The sequence below is a fragment of the Roseovarius sp. SK2 genome, assembly GCF_028807495.1.
GTDB lineage: Bacteria > Pseudomonadota > Alphaproteobacteria > Rhodobacterales > Rhodobacteraceae > Roseovarius > Roseovarius confluentis.
Window position 1 is genome coordinate 142,841 of sequence record NZ_JARAMK010000002.1, and the last position, 24,503, is coordinate 167,343.

A 24,503-nucleotide genomic window follows, 5' to 3' on the forward strand; every position below is an offset into this window, starting at 1 on the left:
TCCCCTCTTGCCCGCGTTTTACTTCCTCCGCCAGAGCGGATGCGCCACCGGGTCCTTCGCCCGCAACAGGTGCCGCGCGAAAATTTCGGCGTAAGAGCGGTAATAGTACCCGCCATTGCGCCGCAGGTACGTCTCCCGGTTCTGCCGCCACATCGCCGGCAGGCGGTACCATGCCACCTTCGGATGCATGTGATGCACCACGTGCAGGTTGTTGTTCAGAAACAGAAACGCCAGCGGCCCGCCATCCTCGACCACCACCGTGCGCCCGCTGGCGCGCTCATGCGCCCGGTGCTCCAGGAAGGTGCGGATTTTCAAAATCGCATAGGCCAGGTAGGCGCTGACGAGGTAGGCCCAGACCGGCATCGGCGAGACCGCGACGACCGCCAACACCCCGGCCACGCCCAGCCCATGCAACACCCAGGCCCGCGCGATGCCCCGGTCCCCGGCCCGGATCGCGGCCCAGTCCGCGCGCATGAACACCACCTGTCCCAGCACCGGCCCCACGATCATCCGCCCCAACAGCGTGTTGTTGAACCGCAGCACCACCCGGAACCAGCGCGGCAACCGCGCCCAGACCTCCGGGTCCAGGTAATTCGATTCCGGGTCGTCATAGGGATCGGTCAGCAGGCTGTCGCGGTGATGTGCAAGGTGCAGTTCCATGAACCGCCGATAGGGCACGCACAGCCCGAGGCTGAAAAACCCCAGCGCCTCGTTGACCCGGTCGTTTCGGGTCGGATGCCCGTGGATCATCTCGTGCACCAGCGACGAATGCAGCGTGATCCCGATCGCCGCCACTACAACCCCTGCCGGCAGCCAAAGCCCCGCCAGCCAGAAAAGCGCCACGCCCCAGGCCGCGTAACAGGCCGCCAACAGTCCCAGTGTCGGCCATTCCACGTCCGCGAGCGCCCGCGCGCCCGGCCCCGGCACGGGCCCGGCGCCGCCTTCGAATTCCACTTTCATCTTGTCCCCAATATTCGTCCTTCACAAAACCGTTACGACAGATCCTGTCAGGGGGGCAGTCAGAGAATGATTAACAAACCTCTCGTTTGTTGATAAAATCCAACAGATGATCCAGAAATCCGACAAACGCGACCGCGCCACCCTGTTCCGCACCCGCCTCAACGAGGCGCTGCGCCTGCGCGGCACCTCGCAAAGCGCCCTCGCCCGCAGCGTCGGCGTCGACCGCTCGACGATCTCGCAACTGCTCAAGGGCACCGGCGCCCGCCTGCCCAATGCGCAAGTGGTGGGCGAATGCGCCCGTGCCCTCGGTGTCTCCGCCGACTGGCTCCTGGGCCTCACCGACCGGCCCGAAACCGCCGCCGACATCCTCGCCAACACGCTCTCGCTGACCGAAGCACCCCGCGCGCTTGTCGACGAACAGATCTTCGCCTGGCACCGCGAGGCGGCGGGCTACAAGATCCGCCATGTCCCCGCCGGCCTGCCCGACATGCTCAAGACCCGCGATCTTCTGGAATGGGAATACGCGCCTCATCTCGGACGCTCCACCGAACAGGCCATCGGCGCCTCCGAGGATCGTCTGGCCTGGATGCGCGGCACCCAGTCGGACTATGAAATCGCCCTGCCACTCTTCGAGATGCACAGCTTCATCGCCGGCGAAGGCTACTACGCAGGCCTGCCCCGCGACATCCGCCAGGGCCAGGTCGACTACCTGCTCGAGATCACCGAACAGCTCTACCCCCGCCTGCGCCTCTACCTGTTTGACGCCCGCCGGCTCTACTCGGCGCCGATCACCGTCTTCGGCCCCTTGCTCGCCGTGCTCTATATCGGCCGCAACTACCTCGCCTTCCGCGACACCGAACGGGTCGAGGCGCTGACCCTGCATTTCGACGCCCTCATCCGCGAAGCCTCCGTCGGCGCCCGCGATTTGCCCGCCCACATCCGCCACTGCTGGGCACAGGCCCCGGACTAGGGCCACCCCGCCTCTTCTTCTGGCCAGGAATATCCTGGGGGAGCGGCGAAACACCGTTTCGCCGCAGGGGCAAAGCCCCCGGCAACGCCCGCCACAAAGACCCCGTCATTCGAAAACCGCGTAGGGTGGGTGAAAACCCACCGCCACCCTTCAATAGGGCATCGGATGCGCCTTGTGCGTCGCGTCCAGCGCCTCCAACACCTCGTCCGACAGCGTCACCTCCGCGGCCCCCAGCGCCACGTCCAATTGTTCCAATGATGTCGCCCCGAAAATGGCCGAGGTCATGAACGGCCGCGTCAGGCACCAGGCCAGCGCCATCTGCACCGGATCGAGGCCAAACCGCCGCGCCACCTCCAGATAGGCGTCCACGGCGGCAAAGGCTCTCTGCCCTTTGCGCCCGCCCAGCGTCTCGTTCAGCGTCAGACGCGACCCCTCGGGCACCGCACCTCCCTGGTATTTGCCGGTCAACAGCCCGGCGGCCAGCGGCGAAAAGGCCAGCAACCCCACATCCTCGTTCACGCTCAGCTCCGCCAGGTCGGTATCAAAGAGACGGCACATCAGCGAATACTCGTTCTGGATCGTCGCCACCCGCGGCCCGCCCATCTCGTCGGCGACGCGCAGCCAATGGCCCGTGCCCCAGGCACTCTCATTGGACAGGCCGAAGGCCCGGATCGTGCCCCGCTCGACCTCGCGTTCCAGCGCGCCCAGCGCATCTTCCATATGCGCCCGCGTCGCGGCCGGGTCCTGCCCCGAGGGGTCGAATGTCCAATTCTGGCGGAACATGTAACTGCCCCGGTTGGGCCAGTGAAACTGGTACAGGTCGATCACGTCCGTCTGCAATCGCTTCAGCGAGCCTTCGATCGCCCCGGGGATGGTCTCTGACGAGATCGGCGCGCCATCCCTTGCGTGCTGCATCCCCTCGCCCGAATGCTTGGTGGCCAGCACCACGTCACCGCGCCGCCCCGTCCGGGCAAGCCAGGTGCCGATGATCTCCTCGGTGCGCCCGATGGTCTCCTTCGCGACCGGGTTCACCGGGTACATCTCGGCGGTGTCGATGAAATCCACGCCCCGGTCGAGCGCCCGGTCGATCTGGGCGTGCCCCTCGGCCTCGGTGTTCTGGCTGCCCCATGTCATCGAGCCGAGGCAAAGCGCGCTCACTTCGATTCCCGTCCGTCCCAATTGCCTGCGCTGCATGTCCCGCTCCGTCTTGCCTGTCGTCAAAGCCCCATATGTAGCGGCTCTGACGCGGGCGTCACCCCGTATTTCGAGATTGAGAACAAAGAGCGAACAAACTACATTGAATGCCATGGACACCACCCTGCTCACCCGCCGCAGCAGCCACCGTACTCGCACCGCCGTCACCGTGCTGGGCGAGATGGCCCTGACCCCCGCGCGCCTGCACGAGTTTTGCGGCCCGGCGCGGCACATGGCGGCGATGCTGGCGGCCGCCGCCACGCAAGGCCCGGTGTTCTGGATCGCCCCCGACTGGGTCGCCGACCGGCTCAACCCCGATGGCATGGTGGCGCTGGTGGGGCCCGAACGCTTCACCTTCCTGTCGCCACGCCAGCCCATTGACCTGCTGTGGTGCCTCGAGGAGGTGCTGCGCTCCGGCGCGGTGCCGCTGGCCGTTGCCGAACTCCCGGACCTGCCCAATCTCACCCAGGTCCGCCGCCTGCATCTCGCCGCGGAAACCGGCGCGGCCGAAGGCTCCGGCGCGCCCCTCGGCCTCATTCTTACCCCCGGCGAGGGCGGCGCCCCCGGCGTCGAAAGCCGCTGGCACATGGCCCCCGCCCATACACCCGGGCGGCTGGGCTGGACCCTCTCGCGCCGTCGCGCCCGCACCCTGCCCCCGGCAACATGGGCCGTGACCCGCGCCAGGGGCGGCTTTGCGCTTGATCCCTGCAAGGAAACTGGCAATCCTGCCTAAGTGACAGACGAGAAACGCAAAACGCCCGGCCTCACCGCCGCGCTCTGGCGCGACCTGCTGGGCCGTAGGGCCTGGTGGGGGGCCGTCCTGCTCTTTCTGGGCGTGGTTGCAATGCTGGTCGTCTTCTTCGTGCGCATCCCGGCCAGCGTCGATTTCATGACCGGCCGGATCGACAGCATCACCCAGGTCGAGACCGATTTCGGCACCCGCCCCGCCTATACCGCCACCACCGACGCGGGACGGCATTTCCCGCTCGTCACCCCGAACCGCCTGACCCCGCTGCTCGCGCCCGGCGACCGGATCTGCCTGCGGGTGCAGACCGACCACTTCACCGGGCGCGTCACCGCACGCCACGCGGTCGAAGCGCCCGACTGCCGCGCGGGCCCGTAACGCCGCCCCGCCGGGTTATTGCTCGCGGAACGCCCGCGACATGGAATCCGTGATCGGCTTGCTGAGATATTCAAAGAACGTCCGCTCGGCGGTCTCGATCATCACCTCCGCCGGCATCCCCGGCGTGGGGGCAAAGTTGCGCACCCGCGCAATCTCCTCGGGCGGGATCCGCACCCGCGCCAGGTATACCTCCTGTGGCATCAGCTCGGACTCGTCGGGCAGCGCGTCGGCCGACACGTAATAGACCGTCCCGTTCAGCACCGGAGTCGTGCGCTGGTTCAGCGCCACCAGCCGCACGGTCGCAGGCTGGCCTATCTTGACGCTGTCGATATCGGTGCGCGGCAACTTGGTCTCGATGATCAGCGGCGCGTCGGCAGGCAGGATCTCTGCGATGGTCTTGCCGCTCTCGATCACCCCGCCCGGCGTGTTGTAGGTCATCCGCACGACGGTCCCCGCCACCGGCGACACGATCGAGGACCGCGCATGCACCTCCAGCGCGCGATTGTAGTTCTCGCGCACGGTGTCCAGTTCGTTTTCCGCCGACTGCAGCTCGTCCAGCGCGGCCTTGCGATGCTCGACCACGACCTGCTCGATCTGCTGCTCGTGCTTGGCCAGCAGGGCGTCGACCTCGTGCAGTTCCGCCTGCAACTGCCCGATCTGGCCCAGCCCGTCGGCCTGCGCCCGGTATAGCGAGTTCAATTGCGATCTTTGGGTCAGCCCCTTGTCCAACAGGGCGGATTGCGCGGCGATATCCTCCTTCAGGAAAGCGATCTGCTGCTCCAGCGCATCCTGCTGCGCAAGGAACCCCTCCTTGCGGCTGTTCAGCGCAAGCATGTTGCTTTCCAAAAGGCCGATATCCTTGGCGATCTTGGCCTTGGACGAGTCGAAGTTCAGACGCTGATTGCTCAGGATCTGCTGTACCGCCGGATCGTTTGCGCCCCCCGCCAGGAAGGGCGGCACCTCGAAACTGTCGGCGCCGCTGTATTCCGCCAAGAGCCGCGCGGCCACCGTTTCCAGCCGCGCCCGCCGCAGGTACAGCTCGCGCAGCTTGGCCTGCGCCGCGGTCTTGTCCAGTTGAATGATCGCCTGGCCCTGCGCGACCTGTTCGCCCTCGGACACCAGGATATCCTGAATGATGCCGCCTTCCAGGTGCTGCACGAACTGGTTGTTGCCGATCGCCACGAACGACCCTTGGGTGATCACCGCCGCCGCCAGTGGCGCCTTGAAGGCCCACGCCCCGAAACCGCCGAAGGATGTCAGCATTACGGTCAGGCCGACAAAGGTGAATCGCCGGATCGAGCGCGGCACCTCTGCGAACCAGCGTGTCTCGACGGGTAAGGTCTGCATTTTTATGCGGCTCACAATGAAATCCTCCGTTCAAACTGGGGTCAGGCCGGTGCAGCCGCGGCTGGCGCCGCCGCCGGGGCGGTCCCGGGGTCCGGCGCGGGCTGCGGATTGCCCGACAGTGACTGCAGCACGTGTTCGCGCGGGCCGATCATCGAAACCGCGCCACCCGCCAGCACCATGATCTTGTCCACATGCGCCAGCAGCGACGGTTTCTGCGTGACCACGACCACCGTGATCCCCTGCGCCTTGGCATGCTGCAGCGCCCGCGCCAGCGCCTGGTCGCCCGCCACGTCGAGGTTCGAGTTGGGCTCGTCCAGCACCAGCAGCCGCGGATTGCCGAAGAACGCCCGCGCCAGCGCGATCCGCTGTTTCTGCCCGCCTGACAACGGCGCGCCATCGGCGGCCACCACCGTCTCGTACCCATGCGGCAGGTTGGCGATCATCTGGTGCACGTCCGCCAGTTGTGCCGCGTGATAGATCTGATCGTCCGTGGCATCGTCCCGCATCCGCGCGATATTGTCCTTGATGGTGCCGGGAAACAGCTGCACGTCCTGCGGCAGATAGCCGATGCTCTCGCCGAACTGTCGCTGGTCCCAGTTGCGCAGGTCCATCAGATCCAGCCGCACACAGCCCGAGGTCGGCAGCACCGCCCCCACGAGCATCTTGCCCAGCGTGGTCTTGCCCGCGCCCGAATTGCCGATCACAGCCAGCGACGATCCCGGCGCCAGGCTGAAGCTGATACCGTTCAGCACGACGTTCTTGGTGCCCTGCGGGACGTAAAGCAGGCGCTCCACGTCCAGCCGCCCTTCGGGCCGCGGCAGCACCAGCCGGTCGTGGTTGAGCGGCGACGCTTTCAGCAGCTCGGAAATCCGGCCAAACGCCGCGCGCGACAGGATGAACTGGTTCCACCCCTCGATCGCGCCCTCGATCGGGGCTAGCGCCCGGCCCGCGATGATCGACGCGGCGATCACCATGCCGCCGGTCAGCTGACCGTCGATGGCCAGGTACGCGCCCCAGCCCAGCATCGCCACCTGCGTCAACAGCCGCACCCCGCGCGAGAACGCCGCCGAGGTGATGTTGCGGTCCTGCGCGCGCACCTGCGCGGTCAGTGACGCCGCCGTGTCGCGCCCCCAGATCGACACCGCCTCGGGGATCATCGCCAATGCGTTGATGATCTGGCTGTTCCGCGACATCGAATCGAGATGCATGTTGGCCGCGCTCTGGTGCCGGTTGGCCACCGTGAACGGCCCTGACGTGGCCCGCTGGTTGATCAACGCGATGACCAGCAAAAGCAGCGCCGTGCCCACCACGATTAGCCCGAGGTGAAAGTGTATGAGAAAGATCGCCAGCACGAACAGCGGTGCGAACGGCGCGTCCAGAAACGCCATTAGCGTGCCCGACACCAGAAAGCCGCGCAGCTGCTGCAGGTCGCCCAGCGTCTGGTACTCGCGCCCGTTGCTGGCCAGCGCCGCCCGGGCCGCCGCACTCAGGATCGACGCGCCCAGCCGCGCGGCCAGTTCGACCGCCGTGCGCATCAGCACGAAGCGCCGCATCGCGTCGAAGAACGCCTGCAGAACGACCGCGCCGACGATGACGCCCGTCAGCATGATCAGCGTGTCCACCGACCGGCTGGTCAACACGCGGTCCGAAATCTGGAACAGGTAGACCGGAATCGCCAGGATCAGGATGTTGGTCGCAAAACTGAACAACATCACCACGGACAGATTCCGGCGCACCGCCACCATGCCGGATTTCAGGTCCTGGTTGAAATCTACCGGCCCGGACCGCTTGTGAAAGCCTGCCCCGCCCCCGCCACCGTTGGCACCGCCGCCCTCACCGCCTTTGGGGACAAGCGGTTTCGGGACATCGCGCGCGGGCGAAACCTCGTTCGCCCGCTTGGCATCGATCACGGGAGCCGGCGATGCGTCAACGGTTTCGGGGGCGGGATCGGGCCCGCCGGCGGCGGGCGTCCCTGTTCCGGGCACGCGCAGGTCGGGCGAAAGCGTTAAAAGGTCCCTCCCCCCGGTGCGATCCTTTTCGTGAGCGGTGGCAGAGGCGCCATGCGCGGCCCGTGATGTGTCACTATCCATGTTTCAATATCTCTTGTTCAAAATGCTTTCGCTCAAACCAGCAGTCCCCCCATCGGATCGCCCCCCATATCGTCGCCGGCGGCGTAACCGCAGTATCCACCGTCCGCGTCCTCGGCCTGCTGATCCACGTCATCCATCAAAAAGGCGACCGCCTCGGTCACCAGCCCGCCCTCCTGGGTCAAAAGCGGGCTGTCCTCTTCCACGATCAGGCCCGCCTGGTGCATCAGCGCGTCGGAATAGACCTCGCCGCCCACCTGGACCTCCGAGTCGATGCCGAATTCCGAGATCGCCGCGATGTTGATCAACGCGTTCGCCCCGGCGATCGCCGCCGCATCGCCCTGCGCGCTGACGTGCACCTGATCGACATCCGACAGAATGTTGACCTGATCGACGACCTGAAGGCTGATCAGGTCGCCTTCGATGTAGAGAACACTCAGAACCTCGTCCTGCCCTTCGAACGCCTCATGCCTCAGGATGCTGCCGGACACCGCGTCCGACCCCGCGGCAAGGCTGTCACCAAGCGCCGCGAACTCGTCGGACATGGCCTGATAAATGTCGATGCCGATCGAATTTACGCTGGCCTGGTTCCACAGCACGTTGCCGCTGCTGGTCACGTCCCAGCCCTCGTCCTCTGGATAGGTGATGAAATCGTCGTCCAGCAGCACGTTCATCTGGTTGATGATGCTGACGTTGATGATATCGCCGCCCACAACGATCAAATCATAGATATAACTCAGTTCCAAAAGGCTGGTGGCGTTCACAGTCAGATTGCCGCCGCTCTGTATAAAAGTCTTCGAAGCGGTCAGTTCCATGCCCACGACATCGTCGTCGTCCACCATGTTCTGCTGGTACAGGTAGTTGAAGTTGACAACGTCTCCCTCGATCCGCACCACTGACGCAATCGACGGAAAGACCGGCGCGTCGTCCTTCACCGTACCGTCCTCCTCCGCGCCGTCCCCGTCGTCACTCTCAGGCTCCGAACTGGTGCTCAGGAATGACGCGACGCTACTGACGACGTTGTCGGCGCCGCCCGCGCCCTGCAACATCCCGTTCACCGTATCCAGGTCACTGATCACGTTTGTCTGGCTGATACTGACCAGCGACAGGCTGTCGCCCATCACGGCGATCACCGGCGCCTCTGCCAGCGAAAACGAAATGTAGCCCTCGTTGACCACCGTGTTGCCGCCGGTGATCACGTCATGCGCCGGTCCGGTGTCGTCATCCGCTTCGGGCAGAACCGGCAACACCTCGGTCAGATCGGGCAGCGTCTCGCTTTCTTCTCCGTCCACGTGGATCCCGGCGGCGTCCTCTCCGGTCAGCGCCACCACCTGGGCCTCTTCCGGCCCATCGGGGACAAAGGCCGTAGCGCTGGCGTACACCTCGTGGCCCGTCACAGCGATATCGGCACCGCTTTCCGGGACCTCGGGAATATCCGGACCGGCAAGCGCCGTGCCTTCCTCCACCAGCCAGTCCAGCGCCAGGGCCGCCGCCTCTTGAGGCAGTTCCGCCACGGTATCTCCACCCAACAGCCTGTCGGAATCCGCCAGGAGATTTTGCTGATAGACCACCGTCGCATAAGAAGGCGGCGGCGGTGGCGGCGATACCACGAAAGGCTGCGCCGCATATCCGAAGGGCACCCCCGGCATCGATTGCGGTACCACCGGCAGGCCACCGATCAAAAACGGCAAACCTGGATCGGCCCCGGTCTGCATGAAAACCGAAACCGGCGTGAATGGTTCTGGCAGCGGCAGCAACTGAATGCTGTAGGAAATACCAGTATCGACGGCGACGGGTTGCATCGGCGCCGACAGGTTGATCGTGATCGTGTTAAGGCCGTTTCCAAGACCATAGTCAGGTCCGACGTTGTCGAACGGATCGTGATCCGTGCGCAACCGCGCCTCTTCGATGATCTGGTTGAACGCCCCAATAAAATGGGCAATTGCTTCGGTTGTAAAATCAAAGGCCATTTGTTCTTCCTACTCGTCAGAGATCGAAGACCAGACCTACTATTCTGGTTTGAAATGTGACCTGCGCGATGCGCACCGCGCAGGCCGTTTTCAGTATCGTGCCAGAGCCTTAGACGGTGTCGTCTTCGCCCACCAGCGTCGAGGTCAGCGAGCCGCCGACCACGGTCATGTCGACCGTGTTGCCAAGGATGTTGGCACCCTGAACGATGCTCTGGTTGAACGCCGAGGTGTCGACAACCGCGGAGGCCTGCGCCTCGCTCAGGCCGTTGACGAAGCCGTCGTCACCGTTGTTCGAACCCCAGAGGCCGCCATGTCCGGCCGCGCCGCCATCGCCGTTCATCGCTTTGCCGGCCGCGCCGCCAAAGCCGCCGATGGCACCAGCGTCACCACCAAAGGCCTTACCGCCCATGCCGGCACCGCCGCCGCCTGCCAGCGCCGCCGAAGCACCGCCGTCACCGCCGGCACCAAGGCCAACGCCCAGGCCGGTGCTCATGCCAGCGCCCAGCCCGTTCGCGCCGCCGCTGTTGCCGCCATCCGCGTCGGAGGCACCGATGGCGCCGGACCCGGCATTGCCGCCGTCTCCGCCGTCTCCGCCGGCCCCAAGGCCGATCCCGGCACCCAGGCCGACCGGCACCAGCCCAAGGCCACCCAGGCCCAGTCCGCCGCCAAGGCCCGCCGCGCCACCGCCATCGGCGTCGTTCACGCCGATCGCGCCAGAGGCCGCGTTGCCGCCGTCGCCGCCGTTGCCGCCGTTGCCGGTCTCACCGCCGACACCGACGCCCACGCCGATGGATCCAAGTCCACCGCCAAGACCGGCGGCACCGTCGCCACCGCCGGAGGCCGCGAAGCCGCCGTGACCGCCTTGACCGCCGTCAGCCGCCGCGATTCCGCCAAGTGCTGCGGCGTCACCGCCCCATCCGCCGGCTGAAAGCGCACCAGACCCGCCGCCTCCGCCGGTTGGCTGGGTCTCGATGCCTTCATCGGACGTCGCCGTGCCGCCTGTCGCGTTGCCGTTCTGCTGGAAGTTGCCGCTGTTCTGTACCTGCGCGTTGTCGACCTTGTCGTTGTCGGTCAGCGTTGCGGACTGAGCGATGATCGTTCCGGCATCGTTGCCAGCGCCGTTCAGCGCGTCTTCCAGCACGTCTTTCAGAACGATGTCGTTGCCGGCCCCATAGACGGCATGAACGTGACCGCCGTTGGTCGCCATCATGATATCACCGGTCGAGCTGCCGCCTGACAGGTCGAAATCGGCAAAATCATCGTCTGACGGCAGGCCTTCCAGACCGACATCCACGTTCACCTTGACGTCTGTCGTGCTGACGTTGGTCGCCGTATTCGTGGCGGTGTTGGTGGCATTGTTGGTCGCGTCGTTGTGGTTGTAATTGGCGTTGGCGTTAACATTGCCATTGGCGTTGCCGTTCACGTTGCCATTGGCGTTGCCGTTCACGTTGCCATTGGCGTTGCCATTGCCGTTCAGGTTGCCATTGGCATTGCCATTGCCGTTCAGGTTGCCGTTGCCGTTACCACTGAGGTTTACGTTCTCATTGTGGCTTGACTGGTGCTGGTCCTGACCCTGGCCTTGGCCTTGGGCTTGCCCCTGAGCTTGGCCTTGACCTTGGCCCTGAAGCTGGCCCTGGCCCTGAAGGCCGAAGAGGTATTGATTTTTCTTTGACATTGGATTTTCTCCGAATGGAGCATCCGAGGGTCACCGCTCTCTAACAAGTGACATGCGTCCGGATGCGATTGGATCTGTTTGTTGAAAAAATCCGGGGGGCCGCGACGAAATCTCGGTCTAGGACGCCCCGCGTTATACGACGTGAAATGGTCCGGTCCTCACCCTGTCCTTTCTTCGGAGGCAGTCTCGCGTGCCGGTCAATGGCGCATGGGGCAGATGCGGTCCCACATTTGCGGGCGCCCCGTGCGGCCGTGTCCGTCAGCTAAAGATGGATCCCCCGATCTTGTCTGCACGGTGTCGTGCACGACCGAAGATGAGGGAGAATCGGACGTCGAAAACACCCGTCAATCTTGGTTAATCCAGTTGGATTCCAATTTTTTTCTTTTGTTTTCATAAGTCTGGCATGGCATTGATTCGCCCGTTCCGGCTATTCAGTCCAGTGCCTGCGCAACAATCGGAGTAGTCCTGCGGCGTCCGATCTCATTCAAACGATCTAGACCGACGGCCGAAAACAAACCGATTGATATATGCCGAAGCGCTCTTTCGACTAATATTTGTGCCAGCCTGACAATAGTGCTAGGTTTAGCCGTATTACTTTCTTCATTTGATCAGTTGATAAAAATTTATCGACCAGTGCCTTAAGATGACGACTTCGGGGGGAGCACTGTCATGCAACATTTTTCCGAACCGCGCGAAGGTCGCGCCAAAGAGTTATTGAAATTGGAACGCAAAACGCATTCGGTCATTGCATTGGTTTCGGCCAATCAGAGCTTTTCCGAAAGGCTCTGCCGGGTCACCGAGGCCGAGATCGACAGAACCGCCGTGAAACGCTTCGACTCCGTGGACCAGCTTGTAGAGATGCTGCCGTCCTGGCGGGATCGTCTGTGCCTCGTCGTGCTCGATCAATCTGCGGCGAAAAAGCTGGATGAAAATCTGGCAACCTGGGTCTGCAATCAATCCAGCGCGAAGATCGCCTGCGCCTACGGCGATGCGGACAAAAGCCGGTCGCTGATCACCAGCCCGCTCTATCCCACTGTCGTGTCCAGCTTCTTTCCGGTGCACCTGAATTTCGACTCGTGGATCTCGATGCTCAAGCTTTGTCTTTCAGGGCATTCCTACGTGACGCCCGAACTGCTGACGTCGGCGACGCTGACGGCGACCGATCCGCCCGCCCGTGCCGGCGGCGAAGACATGACGCCGGCAAAGCCCGACAAAGGCACGGCCGTCTCGGCGCTCGATCGGCTGACAGGACGCGAGATCGAGGTGCTCGAACATGTCGCCCGCGGCCGACAGAACAAGGTAATCGCGGCCCAGCTGGGCTTGTCGGAAAACACCGTCAAGCTGCACATTCATCACATCATTTCCAAGCTGGGCGTCCATAACCGCACCGAGGCGGCGATGCTCTATGCCACGTCGAGGCTCTGAACCGGCGCAGCCCGCGCACGAAGAGGCACTGCGCGACATGTTCCTGCGCGTGGGCCAGCTCAACTTCAACTGGACCAACACCGAAAGCCTGTTGATCCACCTCATTGCCGGGCTGGCCGACACCGACAAGGACGTGGCGATGGTCATCTTCCTGACCCTCAACACCACCAGCGCCCGGCTCGATCTTGTCGACAGGCTGGCCAAGCTGGGCCACACCCCGGCCGACCAGCGCGACGCGGTGCTCTCACTGACCGCGCGGTTCCGCAAGGAGGCCACCCTGCGCAACAAGTTCAACCACTGCATCTATTCCTTCAACCCCGATGGCGGGCCGCTCAATACGATCATGATGCGCATCGCCGACCGCAAGGACCGCATCCTCGTCGGCAAGCAGGAAGTCGCGGACGCACAAGAGGTCGCGCGGATCGACGCCTCGATCGACCGCCTGCGGCGGCTCAACCTCGACATCTGGCAAACCGTCGCGACCTTCGGTTACCCGCTCTGACTGTCCCCGACCTCGCGCAGCGCGGTCAGCAACCGCGCCACCTCGGCCTCGGTGTTGTAATGGCACATCGAAATCCGGATACAGTCGCTCAGGCCCAGCGGTTTCAGCACGTTGCCGCTGTAATGATCGTCCTTGCGGATATGCGTGCGGATGCCCTGCGCGTTCAGCCGCTCGACCACCTCGGCCGACGGCACGCCCGCGACCACCACCGACACCAGCCCCTCGCGCGCCGGGTTGTCCGCCCCGCCCAAGATGCTGACGTGATCCATGTCGCGCAGCCCGGGCAGGTTGCCCGTTCCGTTGATCATCGCGTTCGTCAGGTGCGTCTCGTAGGCGCGAATGGCCCGCCCCGCCGCCTCAATCCGGCGGCGAGGGTCGATCTCCTCCGAAACCTCGCCGCCCAGCCAGTCGAAATAGTCCACCACGTCCGAGATGGTGGCATAAGATCCCGCATCCCGTGTTCCGAACTCCCAAGCGTCTTCCGGCGAGCCGATCAGCCGCTCATGCGGCATCACCGCCAGCCGGTCCGAGACCCACCCGATCCCGTAGCCGTGGCGCGAAAACACCTTGTAGGGCGAAATCGCATAGCCATCGACGCGATAGCTGTCGATATCCAGCTGCCCATGCGCCGCGTGCTGGATGCCGTCCACGATGATCACCGCCTCCGGCGCCACCGCCCGGATCGCGGTTGAAATCGCCGCCACGTCCATGCCCATCCCCGTCACCGGCGACGCATGCACGATGGTCGCCACCGCGACATCCGGCGTCATGCATTCGGCATAGGCCTCCGCCGTGACCATGCCTGTCGCGTCGTCATGCGGCACCTCGACATACGTGAGCCCCGCCACCTCGGCCCAGCGCCGCGCCGCGCTGCGCGATGCCGGATGCTCGATCGACGACCCGATCACCTTGGAGCCCTCGGGCGCGTTCACACAGGCCGTCCGGATCATCCGAAACAGCAGCTCCGTGCCACTTTCGCCCGCAAAGAACTGCCCCGAGGATGCGTTCATGAACACCGCCAGGTCCGCCTTCGCCTTGTCGATGACAGTCTGCGTTCCCTGCCCTGCCGGATTCGCCCGTCCCGGATTGTCCGGGATCGCGGCATAGAAGCCTGACGTCTCCACCACCTTTTTCAGCGTCAGAGCCCCGCCCGCGTTCTCGAAGAATATCCGCTCGCCCTGAAACGGGCAGCGGTCCACATGGGCGAACCGGTCGCGGATTGCGTGGATAAGATCGGGGTTTTGCTCGATCATGACGTCTCCTGTCTTCCTGGCGGGCTTTTGCGCCATATGCCGGGATTCTCTCATCGCGCACAAGTCGCCTGCATCCCGGCCGACGAACGCGGCAAAATCAGGCACTTGCCCCATCCGCAGCATGTCACGAAGGCCATCCGCCCGCATGCGCCGAAAACGACCCCGGTCTGTCGAAAACGCGGCAGGACATCCGCGCCGCGCCATGCCAATCTGCACCCATGCGCATGATCATCTCCTTCGCGGCCCTTTTCCTATCGGTCATCCTGTTGCAGCTGTCCACCGGCGGCGTGGCGCCGCTCGATGCCCTGTCGGGCATCACGCTCGACTTCTCCACCCAGGAAATCGGCTTTCTCGGCTCGGCGCATTTCTTCGGTTTCTTCATCGGCTGCTGGTTCGCGCCGCGTCTGATGGGCTCGGTCGGCCATTCCCGTGCCTTCGCCGCCTTCACCGCCGCAGGCGCCATCGGCCTTCTGATGCACATGATCATCATCGACCCCATCGCCTGGGCGCTGATGCGCGTCGCCTCGGGCCTTTGCATCGCCGGGTGCTACACGGTGGTCGAGGCATGGCTGCAAGCCAAGGTCACCAACGAGACGCGCGGACGCACCATGGGCATCTACCGGGTGGCCGACATGGGCGCCTCGCTCGTCGCGCAAATGCTGATCTCGGTGCTCGAGCCTGCGTCCTACGTCTCCTACAACCTGCTCGCCATCATCTGCTGCGCCTCGCTGCTGCCGCTGACGCTGACCACCGTGCGCCAGCCCGAAACGCCCAAGGCCCCCCGCCTGCGCCCCATGCTGGCGGTCGAATGCTCACCACTCGCCGCCGCCGCCGTGATCGTCGCGGCGCTCTCCAGTGCGACCTTCCGCATGGTCGGGCCTCTCTACGGTCAGCAGGTCGGCCTCGCACTCGATCAGATCGCGTGGTTCCTTGCCGCCTTCGTCCTCGGCGGGGCACTGGCGCAGTACCCTGCGGGCTGGCTTGCCGACAAGTTCGACCGCCGCCACGTCATGATCGGGCTCTCGGTCGCCGCCATCCTGTGCTGCATCGTCACCGCGCTGGCCGGGACCGTCTCGCCCAACGGCGCCATGATCGCCGCCTTCTTCTTCAGCTTCACCGCCTTCCCGATCTATTCCGTCGCCGCCGCCCACGCCAACGACTTCGCCACCTCCGAACAGCGCGTGGAACTCTCGGCGGCGCTGATGTTCTTCTTTGCCCTCGGCGCCATCGCCGCGCCCTTCGTGGCCTCCGCCCTGATCGACCGCTTCGGCCCGCAGGCGATGTTTGTCATGATCGCTGTCGCCCATGCCGTCCTCATCGTCTTCAGCCTCGTGCGGATGGTGGCCCGCCCCAGCGCGGGCACCCGCACCCGCTATGTCTGGTCGCCCCGCACATCCTTCCTGATCGGACGACTCACGCGCACCGCACGCGAGGATGACACGCGCACCGATCCCTGACGCCAACCGCCTCTGGCACAGGCCGCGCCATTGCGTTACACGAACGCCCAAACCTCCAAGGACGTCTCGCAATGGCCCGCCACCTGATCACATCAGCGATCCCCTACATCAACGGGATCAAGCATCTCGGCAATCTCGTCGGCTCCCAGCTGCCCGCCGACCTCTACGCCCGCTACCTGCGCGGCCGGGGACACGAGGTGCTGTTCCTCTGCGCCACCGACGAACACGGCACACCCGCTGAACTGGCCGCCGCCAAGGCGGGCAAACCAGTCGCCGAGTATTGCGCCGAGATGTGGGAGGTACAGGACAAGCTGAGCCAGGGCTTCCGCCTCAGTTTCGACCATTTCGGCCGCTCCTCGTCCGAGCAGAACCGCAAGCTCACCCAGCATTTCGCCGGCAAGCTCTTTGAAGCCGGCCTGATCGAGGAAGTGACCGAGAAACAGGTCTATTCCAACGCCGACGGCCGCTTCCTGCCAGACCGCTATATCGAAGGCACCTGCCCCAATTGCGGTTTCGAGAGTGCCCGCGGCGACCAGTGCGACAACTGCACCAAGCAACTCGACCCCGTCGACCTGATCAACCCGCATTCGACCATTTCCGGCTCGACCGACCTCGAGATGCGCGAGACCAAGCACCTCTACCTGCGCCAGAGCCAGATGAAGGACCGGCTGGAAGAGTGGATCGACACGCGGCAGGGCTGGCCGGTGCTGACCACCTCCATCGCCAAGAAATGGCTCAATGACGGCGACGGCCTGCAGGACCGCGGCATCACCCGCGATCTCGACTGGGGCGTACCGGTTCAGCGCGGCGACGCGCCTTGGCCGGGCATGGAAGGCAAGGTCTTCTACGTCTGGTTCGACGCGCCCATCGAATACATCGCCTGCGGCGCCGAATGGGTCGAGGCGGGCAAGGGCGACGACTGGGAACGCTGGTGGCGCACCGACAAGGGCGCCGAGGATGTCCGCTACACCCAGTTCATGGGCAAGGACAACGTGCCGTTCCACACGCTCAGCTTCCCGGTCACGATCCTCGGGTCGGGCGAGCCATGGAAGCTGGTCGACTACATCAAGTCGTTCAACTACCTCAACTACGACGGCGGCCAGTTCAGCACGTCGCGCGGGCGCGGCGTATTCATGGACCAGGCGCTGGACATCCTGCCGGCGGATTACTGGCGCTGGTGGCTCCTGTCCCACGCCCCCGAAAGCTCGGACGCCGAATTCACCTGGGAGAACTTCCAGGCGAACGTCAACAAGGACCTCGCCGACGTGCTGGGCAATTTCGTTTCCCGCGTGACCAAGTTCTGCCGCTCCAAGTTCGGCGAAGAGGTCCCCGAGGCGGGCAGCTACGGCCCGGATGAGACCGCGTTGATCGACACGCTCACCACCCGCATCCGCGCCTACGAGGCGCACATGGAAGCCATCGAGGTGCGCAAATCGGCCACCGAGTTGCGCGCCATCTGGGTCGCGGGCAACGAGTACCTGCAAACCGCCGCGCCGTGGTCGACCTTCAAGGAAGACCCCGACCGCGCCGCCATGCAGATCCGCCTCGCACTCAACCTCATCCGCCTTTACGCGGTGCTCTCGGCCCCCTTCATCCCCGACGCCTCCGCCGCGATGCTGCAAGCCATGCAAACCGACGATTGCCACTGGCCCGACGACGTGCACACGGCGCTGGAAAGCCTGGAACCCGGCCACGCCTTCACCGTACCGGACGTGCTCTTCGCCAAGATCACCGACGACCAGCGCGAGGAATGGGCCGCGCGCTTCGCCGGCACCCGCACCTGACGCCCAGGGCCAAATCTTTTCTGAAAAGATTTGCCAAAAGCTTTCTCAAAGCTTTTGGCATCACGCCCCGCCCGCTCAGAACAGGCCGACGAAACGTTCCGGCAGCACGAAGGACTGTTTCGCCTCCAGCCGCGGTACGACCTTTATTTTAGGCCGCTTGCGCTTCCAGTTGCCAAAACCTTGGGACAGATGCGCGTACGCGGCCTGCAACTCGGCCTCGCCATCGCCGACCGGCGGCTCCCGGACGCGGTCGGCGACCTTTCGGACCGCCTCGTCCGATTGGGTCAGGCGGGATGTTCCGTTGATGTCGTCGGCTTATGTCAAACCTTTTTTGAAGCGCGGAAAGGACCTCCTCAGCGGCCTTTATGCTCAGGTCGCAGGCAACTAATCCCCAGCCACAGATTTTGTGTCCTGATAAGTTAATCCCGATGCGTCTGTCACATTGAGTGTGACCTGCAGAGTCGCAGTCGGCTCCACGGAAACGCGCGAAATCGACAGCGGTCCGACCGCCGTCCCATCCGAACTCGGCACGTTGCCGCCCTGTTTGTTGACCGACCTACCGCTCGGACCTTCCTTCACGACCTCGAGGGTGTACTTGCCGCTCATGCCCTCCTCTAGATGAGAGAACACTTCGATCTGGACCAAACCCTCGACTTCAGACAGTTCGATCCATGCCTGCCTTTGCTCTTCAGCACCGCAAACCATTGGCCACGCAAGCAGGATCGGTAAGGTAAAAAAATGTCTTTTCATTGACTTTCTCCTTGGATAGGCGATGCCCGATATCAGGCTTGGCCTAAGTTCGTCATCTATTGGCTTCCTGGCTTCACCTGCAGGTAGACGCCATCGTCCTTGGTCACGATTATTCCGTCACTGTTTTCTGAGCCAGGGCGCGGAGAACGGTAAGTCGTGAGAGGACATTTGGCGTTGGTCGACAAGGTTGCGCCTGACTGTTCTTCGCATTCGCTATCGTCTGTCGCAGGTGCCGTCGCGGGCGCCCGCGACGACGCGCGCGCCTGCTCCGCTTGCTCAGCCTCCCACGCGCTTATAGCGGCGTCCAATGCGTCTTCGAATGCTGCCTCCTCCTCCGCGTTTGTATCCGAACCGACAGTGTCTGACCGAGCGTTGTTGGCTGTCGCCTCGGATGGGTCGGCTTCCGGCGCACCAGGTGTCATTACTAGAATGTCGGTCTCCTCCGCGGAATCGGATGCGCTGGCTGGATCGATTTCCGCTTGGCCGTACGGCTGCGCCGCCTCGATTTCCTGCGCAATGTACTGCCCAGGAACATCGTTTTCACCTGCCGGATCCGAGGAGAGTTCAGGGTTGGGTACGACCTCGGGGACTTGATCTATCGACGAAAGATCTTGGGACAGTTCCGGAAGATCCTGAGCGATCCCCCCACCCGCGGTCAGCCAAAACATCATGTGCGCTGTCAGAAGACCGCGCACGGTTTCAATTCCCCGTCTGTGTAATATTCGCGACCATGCCGCCGGTCTGGGTCACGATAATCGGAGGCGCGCCGTTGCCGTATTGCTGAAGGTTTGCAACATTGTTGCTGTCAAACTGATTGAGTTCCATAATGTTGTTCTGCCCTTCCTGCAGCATGTCCGCGCTGTTGTCCGCGCCATTCTGCCGAAGGGTCATCGCGTTGTTCTCGCCGATCTGGGTCTGGAACGCCACGTTATTCAATCCGACCTGTGACAGCGTCGCCTCGTTGCGATCCGAGACCGGGTTGTTCGTCGAGGACTGGCTGATGCTAAACGAGTTGACGGTGCCGTTGATCAGCACTTCGGCAATGTTGCCAAAACCGCTTTGTGCGATGTTACCCTGGTTGTTCGAACCGCTCAGGCGGATAAGAGCACTTTGATCCTCACCGCGCTGATCGATGGCCAGAACGCTCGAGCCACTATCCGTGGTCACCTCCGCCAAGTTGTCCGTGCCGATCTGGTCAATCGTCACCTCTCCCGACAGGTTGATCTGGTCGAGGTTATCCTGGGCGAAGGCCAGATTTGGCCACAGGAAAAGACAGGCGGCGCACAGGTATGTCGTTCGGGTCATGGTGTCCTACCTTGCTGCAAGGTACCGCCAGGCCCGAAGGCCTGACAGCGTGAGTTTAGCACATCTGCGCAGGTTACTGCATCACATTCGAGCTGTTGCCGATGCCCTGTTGCGTGATGCCCGAGAAGTTGCCGGCCGTAGCGGTCTGGTTGACCGTCGCGGTATTGCCCAGCGGACCGACGATGCTCGGACCGGTCTGCGCGATTTCGCTGGTGTTATCCGACATGCCCTGAGTCACCGAGGCGACATTGATCAAGCCGTCCTGGCTGATCAGGCTCGAATGCCCGTCGCCCGTCTGCATCACGGTCGCCAGGTGACCGCCAAGCGGCGCCTGGTTGATCGTGCTCATGTTGTCGTCGCCCAGCTGGGTGACGTTCGCGGTTGCGCCAGAGGGCACGGCAGGCAGATCGCCATTTGCCGATGACTGCGTGACCGTGCTGGTATTGCGCTCGCCATCTTGCGTGACGTTCGCAGTATTGCCCAGCCCAGGCAGGCCGCCCGATTGGGTGATCGTCGATGCGTTGTCGGCGCCCGACTGAACGCTCGCCGCAAAACCCGACTCGCCGCCCTGACCTATATTGGCCACGTTCCGCTCGCCGGACTGCGAAATGTCAGCCAGGTTGTCGTTCGAGGCAGGATTGGGAATGCTCGCAGAGAAAATACCAGAAGCATTCAAGGCGCCGGTGCCTTGTGCAACCGTCGCCTCGTTGTCCGTGCCGTCCTGTGCGACCGCAGCCAGGTTGTTGTCGCCACCGTTCGAACCAACGATCTGGTTGGTCGTTGCGGTGTTGCCGACACCATCCTGATCGATTGACGCCATGCTGTTGGTGATATCAAGCGGCGTGGTATCCGAGCAGCCACCAAATACAGTGCAGTTTTCCGCCCCGCCCGGACCCTGCTGAGCCCTGGCCGTGTTGGCCGAGCCGCTTTGGCCGATGCTAGCGGCGTTGCCGCCTTGGGTCGAGTCCTGAAGGATCGACGCAGTGTTCGCAGCGCCATTCGCCGCATTGTCTTGCGTGATCGACGCGGTCTGGGTGCCCGAGCCTTCAAGCTGGTCGATGTCTGCGATGTTGGTGCCGGATCCGCCGCCGTCGGACTGGGTCACGTCGGCGACGTCATTGTCACCGTTCTGGAAAATGGTGGAAGAGCCACCGGTGCCACCTGTCTGGGTGACGGTAGAGGTATTGGTCGCACCGATCTGTTCGATGGTGCTGTCATTGGCAAAGGCCGGCGCCGTGAAGGCGATGGTCATGGCCGAGGTCAGAAGAAGGTTTTTCATTTTTCTGTTCCATTGAAAAAGGATTGATGAGCACCCCGCGCGATTGCCCGTGCGGGATGCGTTTGATCAACTTATTGGCTGACCGTAGCCGTGTTGCCGGTACCCGTCTGCGTGATGTTCGACATGTTGCCGCTGGTCACCATCTGGCTGACGGTGGCCGTGTTCCCGTCACCCGATTGCGCGATCGAGCTCCAGTTGTCATCGCTGGCTTGCGTGACGCTTGCCATCTGGTTCGCGTCGGACTGGGTAATCATGCTTTCGTTCATGTTGCCCGACTGATCGACCATCGCGGTTTGGAAATCACCCTGCTGCATGATCGTGCTCAGGTTACCCGTACCGGACTGCGTGAGCGTCGCCTCAGCACCCTCGCCATCAGACTGGTTGATGGTGCTCATGCCGCTGGTGCCGCTTTGTGTGACCGACGCCATGGAGCTGGTGTTGGTCTGTTCGACATCGCTGGTGTTGCCCGTTCCGCTCTGCGTGACGGTCGCGGTGGAAAAACGGCTCTGCCCGAGTTGATCGATGGTCGAGCTATCCCCCGTGCCGGTTTGCTCGACCGTAGCGGTGACGGCGAGCGCGCGTTGGGTGATCTCGCTGCTGTTGTTGTCACCGTTCTGGGTGACCGAGGCGGTCATTTCACGGTTCGGTCCTTGCGAGACGTCCGAGAAGTTGCCTTCACCCATCTGGAACACGTCAACCAGTGCGGCCGAGCCACGCTGCTGCACGTTGGACGCGTTGCCGACACCGTCTTGATACACGTTGGCATCGGTGAACGGGTTGGCATCTTGGTCAAACACGTTCTGCAACACGGTCGAGGTGTTGTCCTGACCGATCTGGTCGTTGCGCGCGGTCACGCCCGAGCCGGCACCGTCGCCCGGCGACTGGTTCGGATTGCCCGACTGCACGATGCTCGAGTCGTTGCCAGAGCCGTCCTGGATGATGCGGCCGTTCAGGCTGAAGCCCGAGGGGATGCCATCCGGCGGAACTTGCTGCGTACCGTTCGAGTTCTGGTCGATCGACGCCGTGTTGGTCGGCGAGTTCGGCTGGTCCGGGTTCGACTGTTCGATCCGGGCGCGGGCGTTGCCACCCAGCTGGTTGATCGTCGCCATGTTGGTCGGAATCTGAAAGCCGGGAATGCCGTTCGGATCTTCGGACTGGGTCACCTCGGCAAGGTTGCCGCTGCCGTCCTGCGAGATGGCCGAGACGCCTTCGTTGCCGCCGGTCTGGTCGACATTTGCGGTGTTCGAGAGGCCGATCTGGTCGATCGTGCTGTCATTTGCGAATGCCTGGCCAGCAAAAGTCAGCGCAAGCAGGGATACACTTGTGATAAAGTGCTTTTTCATGAGGTAAACCTCCTCTAAAAGCACCAAAGGTACCTTTGGTGCCGGGTTGGTGGTCGCGAAATGCGACCTCTAATCAAGGCGTGGTGTCTCAGGTGTCCAGCCAAGCGGACGCCACGCCTCCTCGTTTCGCCCCTGTCGGGACGACATTCATCTCTGCTCAGGTTATTTTTTTATTGTCAGGCGTCGATGTAGCGCCCGATTTTTCTAGCGGCGTTCGTAGGCCGCTGTATTCTTGATCTGTGACGGCAGAGGGTCTGATCCGTCCGTCGTTCTCCAAATATTGTCTTATCAAACGCTGACCCGCGCGGGGGTTCTTGAATGTCCAGTAATCCCTGTGAGCCATTTCCAGGATCAGCGAGAAAACAGCCAACTCGATCGCACGCCTGAATGCGACAAAGCCCGGTTCGTTCGAAGTTACCCCGGCCTCGAGTTCCAGGATCTCGTCCGCATCAATATAGCGGAAAACGCTTGCGCCAACGCTTGTGGAAAGGATCGATTTCTGCACCACAACCGAGGCCAGCACTTCGCCGGTCTTCACGCTGACGGTGCGCAGGTTCACGCTGATCGTGTCCTTGCGGTATTCTCCACTTGCCCCGATGCCAAGCAACGCGGCGCCGGCCCCCCCCGGTCAGAACGTTGGTGTCATAGCCCACGACCCCGCCTTCCAGGATCACGCCCGCAAACAGCATGGGCGGCAAAGCCTTGGGGTTGATTTCCTTCTCTTTCAGATAGATCTGACGCATCTCCTGGATGATGCGACGCTCCTGCAAAAGGTTGTCGAGGTTGCTGCGCTCGACGACGCGGAACCAGTTCCCGTTGCCAGTATCGCGCAGAGCTTTCATCAGGACGGCGCCCCCGCCTTGCGACACGGCCTTCGACAGTGTCTGCACGGTATCGGACGGCTTGAACTGACCTGTCTGATCCTCGAAATCGTAGACGGCGATGTCAACGCGGTTGGCCGGCGGCGGCATATCGAGCAGTGTGCTGCGCGTGGCAGTGATCTGCGGCAGCGTCGGCTCTTCACGACCCAACTCCTGGAAGGAGGTGCAACCCGATGCCAAGAGCGCCATCATGATGAGACATCCGTTAGCGAGAACAACTTTCGCCTTACCCAGCATACTTTCAAATTCGCCCTTTAACTTCATCAATTCAGCGCGGTCTGTACAACGGGCAGCACGATCTCTGTGCTGGAACCGTCGAGGCTCTTGTGCGGGCGGTGATGCTTGGAGTCGTTGCGCCATGCCGCAATCATGCTGCGCCAAAGCTCGGTTCCGCATACGTTGATCGGCTGGCCCACATTCCGCCAGGTGAAAGCTATAGAGACACTCCCCACAACCCCTCTAGCCAAGGCATTTTTAGCAAAGAGTTTTTTCAAATAACATCAAGGTGGTACCCGCGGCCGGACTCGAACCGGCACGGCCTTTCGGCCTGGAGATTTTAAGTCTCCTGTGTCTACCATTCCACCACGCGGGCTCAGGTTCCCGTCGTAGCGTGCAGGCGTCGCGATCACAACTCTTCTTCGCTTTGTTCCAGCACCGGCAGCAAATGTCGTTCGCCCAGCCACGGATTCATCTGCAGCGCCTCTCGCAACGCCAACGCCGCCTCACCCGGCCGGCCCAGGGCGTGCAGGGTCAGCGCCTGTCCGGTCCGCGCCGCTACATGGCGCGGCTGCAATTCCAGTGTCCGCTCCAGATCGGGCAGCGCCGCCTCGAAATCTTGCCGCAGGAAATGGATAAAGGCCCGCTGGTTGTACCCTTCGGCATAGTCCGGACAATAGGCCACCAGCGCCTCCGCCGCCGCCATCGCCGCGTCATAGTCATACGCCTCGCGCCGCGCCATTGCCTCGTCCAGAAGCCCTTGCGCCTTATCGTCCGGCGCCTCGGCCCAAAGCGCCCACATCTCGTCCGACAGCGCCCGCCCCGCCGCCTCGTCCGGTGCATCCTGCGCCGCCTCGATCAGCCGCGACAGCTCCGCCCCATGGTCGGGCGCGTCCGGACAGGTCTCGGCCCAGGTCGGACCGGCCAGCACGCAGGCAATCAGCAAATGTCTCATGGGATCAATGATGCGCCCCGCGCCCGC

General features: G+C 63.4%; 23 protein-coding genes and 1 tRNA gene. 7 read left to right on the forward strand and 17 right to left on the reverse strand.

All coding sequences use genetic code 11. The features are described from left to right. Window positions 1–18 precede the first annotated feature (18 nt). The gene (locus PVV74_RS04980) at window positions 19–960 is read right to left on the reverse strand and encodes a fatty acid desaturase (protein ID WP_274592457.1); all 942 of its coding nucleotides are present in this window, start codon (window positions 958–960) and stop codon (window positions 19–21) included. Between the two features lie 106 nt (window positions 961–1,066). Between PVV74_RS04980 and PVV74_RS04985 the strand changes: the two genes are divergently transcribed. Next, the gene (locus tag PVV74_RS04985) at window positions 1,067–1,930 is read left to right on the forward strand and encodes a helix-turn-helix domain-containing protein (protein WP_274592458.1); all 864 of its coding nucleotides are present in this window, start codon (window positions 1,067–1,069) and stop codon (window positions 1,928–1,930) included. 150 nt (window positions 1,931–2,080) lie between these two features. Here the strand turns inward: PVV74_RS04985 and PVV74_RS04990 are convergent, their stop codons facing one another. Beyond that, complete coding sequence (locus PVV74_RS04990; protein ID WP_274592459.1) at window positions 2,081–3,124, reverse strand: aldo/keto reductase; 1,044 nt, start codon at window positions 3,122–3,124, stop codon at window positions 2,081–2,083. Window positions 3,125–3,236: 112 nt separating this feature from the next. Between PVV74_RS04990 and PVV74_RS04995 the strand changes: the two genes are divergently transcribed. Both PVV74_RS04995 and PVV74_RS05000 read left to right on the forward strand, forming a co-directional pair. After that, window positions 3,237–3,857 (forward strand): ImuA family protein, encoded by a 621-nt coding sequence (locus tag PVV74_RS04995; protein WP_103762351.1) that lies wholly within the window; start codon window positions 3,237–3,239, stop codon window positions 3,855–3,857. Then, window positions 3,858–4,247 carry a hypothetical protein gene (locus PVV74_RS05000; protein ID WP_103762350.1) on the forward strand — a complete coding sequence of 130 codons (390 nt, stop codon included), beginning with the start codon at window positions 3,858–3,860 and terminating at the stop codon, window positions 4,245–4,247. Between the two features lie 15 nt (window positions 4,248–4,262). Here the strand turns inward: PVV74_RS05000 and PVV74_RS05005 are convergent, their stop codons facing one another. The 4 genes from PVV74_RS05005 to PVV74_RS05020 all read right to left on the reverse strand — a co-directional run bounded on the left by PVV74_RS05005 (window position 4,263) and on the right by PVV74_RS05020 (window position 11,326). Next, window positions 4,263–5,609, reverse strand: coding sequence for an HlyD family type I secretion periplasmic adaptor subunit (locus PVV74_RS05005; RefSeq protein WP_245890427.1), 1,347 nt, complete (start codon window positions 5,607–5,609; stop codon window positions 4,263–4,265). Between the two features lie 26 nt (window positions 5,610–5,635). Next, window positions 5,636–7,684, reverse strand: a complete 2,049-nt coding sequence (locus PVV74_RS05010; RefSeq protein ID WP_103762348.1) for a type I secretion system permease/ATPase — start codon at window positions 7,682–7,684, stop codon at window positions 5,636–5,638. A 32-nt stretch (window positions 7,685–7,716) separates the two neighbouring features. Continuing rightward, the gene (locus PVV74_RS05015; RefSeq protein WP_274592460.1) at window positions 7,717–9,651 is read right to left on the reverse strand and encodes a hypothetical protein; all 1,935 of its coding nucleotides are present in this window, start codon (window positions 9,649–9,651) and stop codon (window positions 7,717–7,719) included. 109 nt (window positions 9,652–9,760) lie between these two features. Continuing rightward, window positions 9,761–11,326, reverse strand: a complete 1,566-nt coding sequence (locus PVV74_RS05020; protein WP_274592461.1) for a hypothetical protein — start codon at window positions 11,324–11,326, stop codon at window positions 9,761–9,763. A 720-nt stretch (window positions 11,327–12,046) separates the two neighbouring features. On the opposite strand from PVV74_RS05020, the gene PVV74_RS05025 reads away from it, so the two are divergent. After that, window positions 12,047–12,751 (forward strand): helix-turn-helix transcriptional regulator, encoded by a 705-nt coding sequence (locus PVV74_RS05025; protein WP_170067148.1) that lies wholly within the window; start codon window positions 12,047–12,049, stop codon window positions 12,749–12,751. After that, window positions 12,732–13,253 carry a hypothetical protein gene (locus tag PVV74_RS05030; protein WP_170067147.1) on the forward strand — a complete coding sequence of 174 codons (522 nt, stop codon included), beginning with the start codon at window positions 12,732–12,734 and terminating at the stop codon, window positions 13,251–13,253. The genes PVV74_RS05025 and PVV74_RS05030 overlap by 20 nt, the downstream gene beginning before the upstream one ends. On the opposite strand, the gene PVV74_RS05035 is transcribed toward PVV74_RS05030, so the two are convergent. Continuing rightward, on the reverse strand, window positions 13,241–14,506 hold the full coding sequence (locus PVV74_RS05035) for an aminotransferase class V-fold PLP-dependent enzyme (RefSeq protein ID WP_274592462.1): 1,266 nt from the start codon (window positions 14,504–14,506) through the stop codon (window positions 13,241–13,243). The two genes, PVV74_RS05030 and PVV74_RS05035, sit on opposite strands and share 13 nt — an antisense overlap. Window positions 14,507–14,724: 218 nt before the next feature. On the opposite strand from PVV74_RS05035, the gene PVV74_RS05040 reads away from it, so the two are divergent. Both PVV74_RS05040 and metG read left to right on the forward strand, forming a co-directional pair. After that, the gene (locus PVV74_RS05040; RefSeq protein ID WP_274592463.1) at window positions 14,725–15,963 is read left to right on the forward strand and encodes an MFS transporter; all 1,239 of its coding nucleotides are present in this window, start codon (window positions 14,725–14,727) and stop codon (window positions 15,961–15,963) included. A 71-nt stretch (window positions 15,964–16,034) separates the two neighbouring features. Then, the gene (gene metG, locus PVV74_RS05045; protein WP_274592464.1) at window positions 16,035–17,747 is read left to right on the forward strand and encodes a methionine--tRNA ligase; all 1,713 of its coding nucleotides are present in this window, start codon (window positions 16,035–16,037) and stop codon (window positions 17,745–17,747) included. A 75-nt stretch (window positions 17,748–17,822) separates the two neighbouring features. Here the strand turns inward: metG and PVV74_RS05050 are convergent, their stop codons facing one another. The 10 genes from PVV74_RS05050 to PVV74_RS05095 all read right to left on the reverse strand — a co-directional run bounded on the left by PVV74_RS05050 (window position 17,823) and on the right by PVV74_RS05095 (window position 24,476). Continuing rightward, the gene (locus PVV74_RS05050) at window positions 17,823–17,957 is read right to left on the reverse strand and encodes a hypothetical protein (RefSeq protein WP_274592465.1); all 135 of its coding nucleotides are present in this window, start codon (window positions 17,955–17,957) and stop codon (window positions 17,823–17,825) included. Window positions 17,958–18,131: 174 nt separating this feature from the next. Further along, a complete protein-coding gene (gene csgH, locus PVV74_RS05055; protein ID WP_146049983.1) occupies window positions 18,132–18,497 on the reverse strand; it encodes a curli-like amyloid fiber formation chaperone CsgH in 366 nt (121 codons plus the stop codon). Between the two features lie 56 nt (window positions 18,498–18,553). Next, on the reverse strand, window positions 18,554–19,192 hold the full coding sequence (locus tag PVV74_RS05060) for a hypothetical protein (RefSeq protein ID WP_274592466.1): 639 nt from the start codon (window positions 19,190–19,192) through the stop codon (window positions 18,554–18,556). Between the two features lie 4 nt (window positions 19,193–19,196). Then, a complete protein-coding gene (locus PVV74_RS05065) occupies window positions 19,197–19,802 on the reverse strand; it encodes a hypothetical protein (RefSeq protein ID WP_274592467.1) in 606 nt (201 codons plus the stop codon). Window positions 19,803–19,875: 73 nt separating this feature from the next. Continuing rightward, entirely contained in the window at window positions 19,876–21,054 is a 1,179-nt protein-coding gene (locus PVV74_RS05070; protein WP_274592468.1) for a hypothetical protein, read from the reverse strand. Window positions 21,055–21,152: 98 nt separating this feature from the next. Next, window positions 21,153–22,424: a hypothetical protein gene (locus PVV74_RS05075; RefSeq protein ID WP_274592469.1), complete on the reverse strand. Its 1,272-nt coding sequence runs from the start codon at window positions 22,422–22,424 to the stop codon at window positions 21,153–21,155. Between the two features lie 157 nt (window positions 22,425–22,581). Further along, window positions 22,582–22,983 carry a CsgG/HfaB family protein gene (locus PVV74_RS05080; RefSeq protein ID WP_443217214.1) on the reverse strand — a complete coding sequence of 134 codons (402 nt, stop codon included), beginning with the start codon at window positions 22,981–22,983 and terminating at the stop codon, window positions 22,582–22,584. Then, on the reverse strand, window positions 22,874–23,497 hold the full coding sequence (locus tag PVV74_RS05085; RefSeq protein WP_274592470.1) for a CsgG/HfaB family protein: 624 nt from the start codon (window positions 23,495–23,497) through the stop codon (window positions 22,874–22,876). Before PVV74_RS05085 ends, PVV74_RS05080 begins: the two co-directional genes overlap by 110 nt. Window positions 23,498–23,811: 314 nt before the next feature. Continuing rightward, window positions 23,812–23,897, reverse strand: a tRNA-Leu gene (locus PVV74_RS05090). Window positions 23,898–23,930: 33 nt separating this feature from the next. Beyond that, on the reverse strand, window positions 23,931–24,476 hold the full coding sequence (locus PVV74_RS05095; protein ID WP_274592471.1) for a tetratricopeptide repeat protein: 546 nt from the start codon (window positions 24,474–24,476) through the stop codon (window positions 23,931–23,933). Window positions 24,477–24,503 lie beyond the last annotated feature (27 nt).